Annotated in this window: 3 protein-coding genes and 1 pseudogene; all 4 read right to left on the bottom strand. The window is 69.0% G+C overall.

What is annotated here, in order from left to right:
- Positions 1–324 (bottom strand): annotated as a pseudogene (locus Q0U08_RS18495) (transporter); the annotation flags it as partial.
- A gap of 33 nt (positions 325–357) precedes the next feature.
- Positions 358–1,032, bottom strand: a complete 675-nt coding sequence (locus Q0U08_RS18490; protein WP_298093167.1) for a DUF2807 domain-containing protein — start codon at positions 1,030–1,032, stop codon at positions 358–360.
- Positions 1,033–1,059: 27 nt separating this feature from the next.
- Complete coding sequence (locus Q0U08_RS18485; protein WP_298093166.1) at positions 1,060–1,737, bottom strand: ABC transporter ATP-binding protein; 678 nt, start codon at positions 1,735–1,737, stop codon at positions 1,060–1,062.
- A gap of 14 nt (positions 1,738–1,751) precedes the next feature.
- Positions 1,752–3,011 carry an HlyD family efflux transporter periplasmic adaptor subunit gene (locus Q0U08_RS18480; RefSeq protein WP_298093165.1) on the bottom strand — a complete coding sequence of 420 codons (1,260 nt, stop codon included), beginning with the start codon at positions 3,009–3,011 and terminating at the stop codon, positions 1,752–1,754.
- Positions 3,012–3,957: the final 946 nt, after the last annotated feature.

Here is a 3,957-nt window from a genome sequence, read left to right as displayed (position 1 = left end):
GCGGACGCTGCCGGCGCCCTCACCGCCACGGATGCGCGTGCCGACAACGCCGGGAAAATCCTCGCGCATCTGCTCCAGCAACCCGCCCATCGTATAGGGATAAGCGCCGTTGACCGGGCTGCCGGGCAGGCTCCACACCGTCTGCACCACGTAGATGCCCTCGTGGCGCGGCAGCCATTTTTCGTAACTCGTCTCGAACCGCACATAGAGGCCAAGGACGAGGAACACCGCGATCCCCACCGCCAGCCCCCCGATGTTGAGTGCGGCATGAAGCTTGTGGCGGGTCAGCGAGCGGTAGAGCGACAGCAGGGCGAAGCGGTTCATCACGGGCGTCCGTTGCGAAAGGAATGGCAGTCGTCAGCCGCAGCGGACGATGGCGGAACCGCCGTTGCGCACATCGCAGCGCGCACCGCCCGCGACGCGCACGATCCCCGATCCGCCGGCGCGGATCATGGCTGTATCGCTGGCGGTGGCGGTGATCGCGCCGGATCCGCCCATGTCGATCGCGACGCCGGGGGTCGCCAGCTTGCCGGTATCGATCCGCCCCGATCTGCCCAGGTCGATCGCCACCGCATCGGCGGCGCCCTCGGCGACGATCGACCCCGATCCGCCAAGGGCAAACGATGCCCGGCCCACCTTCATGCCGGTCAGCACCATGCTGCCCGATCCGCCGAGCCGACCGGTAAAGGCGGGCCCCGCGATGCCGCTTGCCCGGATGCTCCCCGATCCCGACAGCATCGCCGCCCGCAGTGCGGGCATGGCGACGGTGACGGTCGCACCGCGGTCACGGTGGCTGCCGGGCGTCCGGTCGACGTGAAGCGTGTCGCCGCGCACCGTGATCGCCAGTGCGGCCACTGCGCGCGGATCGCCGCTTGCCGTGACCGAATAGGCATCCCCCGGCACGACCCGCACCGCATCGGACGACGCCAGCTCGACCGCATCGAACCGGTCGAGGTTGAATCGCCGTTCGCCGGATTGCCCCCCGGCACTGGCGGCGGCGAGCAGAAGCGTGAGGGAAAGGAGGCGGATCATGGATCTTGGTTCCTTGGCTGGCGTGGATCAGATTGCGCGCATGGCGCTGGCGACGATGCGGCCGTCGAGCATGTCGATCCGCCGTTTCGCCATGTCGGCATGGCTGGGCGAGTGGGTGACCATGATGATCGTCGCCCCTTCGTCGTTCAGCCCGGTCAGGATGCTCATCACCTGCTCGCCATTGGCCGTGTCGAGATTGCCGGTCGGCTCGTCGGCCAGGATCAGTTGCGGCGCGCCGACGATCGCGCGGGCGATGGCGGCGCGCTGCTGCTGCCCACCCGACAACTGGTGCGGGAAGTGGCGGGCGCGGTGGGCGATGCCGACCTTGTCCATCGCCGCCGCCACCCGCGCCCGCCGGTCGCCGGCATCCTTGCGATAGGCCAGGCCGAGCGCGACATTCTCCTCGATCGTCAACTCGTCGATCAGGTTGAAGCTCTGGAAGACGAAGCCGAGCGTCGCGCCCCGGAACGTCGCCAGCTCCCGCTCGTCCAGCACGGCCAGGTCGCGGTCGCCGAACAGATAGCGGCCGGCGGTTGGCCGATCGACCGTGCCCAGCGTGTTGAGCAGCGTCGACTTGCCGCAACCCGATGGACCCATGATGGCCAGGAACTCGCCCGCCTCCACGTGCAGGTCGATGTCGTGCAACGCGGTCGTCTCCACCTCGTCGGAGATGTAGCGGCGCTGGATGTTCTCTAGACGGATCATGACGCTCCCTTGGCCTATCGGATGTTCAGGATGTCGCCCTTCACGGACGCGGTGTTGCTGGTCAGGATGCGCTCGCCGGCGTGGAGGCCCGACAGGATCTCGACCTGTTCGGGATTGCGCCGCCCGGTCTTTACCGCGCGCCGGCGCGCATGGCGGCCATCCGCGTCCAGGACGAAGGCAGCCGATCCGCCACCCGCCTCCAGCCAGCCGCCGACCGGCGCCACCAGCGCGGGCGCGGTGCTGCCCAGCGTGATGCGGATGTCGATCGTCTGCCCCCGGTTCAGTCCGGTCGGCATCCGGCCATCCCGGCGTGGATCGAAGCGCAGCTCGACGCGGAACCGGCCGTCCTTTACCGCGGGCAGCACCTTGGACACGGTCAGGCGGGCGTCGTTACCCGCCCCGCTGGCGATGGCGGTCTGCCCTGTGGCGACGCGGCCGAGGAAATATTCGTCGACATCGGCCTCCAGCTTCCACGATCCTTCGCTGTCGATCTGCCCCGCGGGATCGCCTGCCTTCAGTGTCTGTCCGGGCTGGATCGTGAAGTTGGTCAGCCGGCCGCCGGTGGGCGCGCGGATCACCAGCGCATCCAGGCTGGAGCGAACCGCCGACAGGTTGCTCTCCAGCCGCCCGCGCGTATCGTTCAGCCGCTGCCCCTGCGTCGCGGTGATCCGCGCCTCCGCCTCACCGCCCGATCGCAACTGCGCCAGCCGCTTTTCCTGATAGGCGGCCTCCTCGGCAAAGCTCTTCACCCCGGCATCGGAGACGATGCCCCGGTCGTGCAGATGCTGGCGGATACCCAGTTCGCGTCGCGCTTTGATCAGGTCGTAATTGGCCTGCGCGATCTGCGCTGCCCGGTCCAGCCGGTTGCGCTCGATCCCCAGATCCTCGCCCGCCACACTGCCCAACTGGCTGGCGATCTGCGCCTCGCGGGTCAGCACGTCCAGCTTCAGGGTCGGGTTGGCCAGCGTGGCGAGCGGCTGGCCCTCGACCACCATCGCGCCGTCCTGCACCAGCAGCTTCTCCACCTGCCCGCCGGACAGCACGCCCACCAGCGTGGTCACGCGCGGCGCCACCGTCGCGCGCACCGGCAGATAATCGGCGAACGGCGCCCGCTGAACCGTCGCGGTCTCGATATCGGCGGCCGCGATATTGGTCGATCCGCCCGCCGGCAGGAGGCGCCACACCAGTACCGCCATGACGAACGCTCCCAGCGCCAGCAACGTGCTCCGGCGGCGCCACCACGGCGTTGCCGCCCGCGTGATCCGGCGATCCATGGTGGCCCCGGTGGAAGCAGTTGCGTGTACGAACTGTTCGGTCATCATGCGAACACTGTCGCCCGGAACAGCCGAAAAGCCTAAATCACGATGAAACAGCCATTTATGCGGAATGCCGGCCCGGGCGAGCGTCCAGAGACGGACATGGTGTCCGCGAATGGACAGCTGGAGAGCCCGTCAAGCCGTACCGTTCTGCTGATCGACGACAATCCGGCGGTGTCGCGGGCGATGGAGATCGCGTTCCGCATGGCCGGCCACCGGCTGGAGACCGCAACCGGGCCGGAGGAGGCATTCTCCCGCCTCGCGCAGCGCCGTTATGACGCGATCCTGCTCGACATGAACTTCACGCCCGCGGAATCGAGCGGCGAACAGGGACTGGCCTGCCTCGCCCGGATCATCGCGGATGATCCCGCCGCCTGCGTCGTGGTCATCACCGCGCATAGCGGCATCCGCATCGCCGTCGCCGCGATGAAGGCGGGCGCGCGTGATTTCGCGATGAAGCCGTGGCGCAATGCCGAACTGATCGCCAAGGTCGATGCCGCGATCGCGCGCAGCATGCCGGCGCACCCGCAACCCTGCCCCTCCCCCGCCCTGCAAGCCGGCCAACCTCCGGAGCCGGCAGGGTTGCTCGGTGACAGTCCGGCCATGCACGCGCTGCGCGATCTTGTTCGCCGCGTCGGGCCGACCCCGGTGGGCGTCACGATCACCGGCGGCGCGGGAAGCGGACGGACGCTGACGGCCCTTGCCATCCACGCCGCCTCCGCGCAGGCCGATACCACGCCGTTGCGGATCGACCTGCGCGACGAGGCGGCCTGGGCGCGGCTGGATCAGGCCCCGGGCACCGCGATCCTGCGCCATCCCGACCGGCTTGGCGACGTCGCGCAAGCGCGGCTGCTCGACCGTATCCCTGTCTCTTATACACATCTGACGCTGCCGACGATACTCC

The sequence above is a fragment of the uncultured Sphingomonas sp. genome, assembly GCF_946477935.1.
GTDB lineage: Bacteria > Pseudomonadota > Alphaproteobacteria > Sphingomonadales > Sphingomonadaceae > Sphingomonas.
The sequence above is the reverse complement of the archived record's forward strand: the minus strand, read 5'-3'. Positions and strand labels throughout refer to the sequence as shown.

What these genes read in the sequence shown, in the direction of transcription:
- Q0U08_RS18490 (WP_298093167.1), bottom strand. Translation starts at nt 1,032, where the DNA reads ATGATCCGCCTCCTTTCCCTCACGCTTCTGCTCGCCGCCGCCAGTGCC.
- Q0U08_RS18485 (WP_298093166.1), bottom strand. Translation starts at nt 1,737, where the DNA reads ATGATCCGTCTAGAGAACATCCAGCGCCGCTACATCTCCGACGAGGTG.
- Q0U08_RS18480 (WP_298093165.1), bottom strand. Translation starts at nt 3,011, where the DNA reads ATGGATCGCCGGATCACGCGGGCGGCAACGCCGTGGTGGCGCCGCCGG.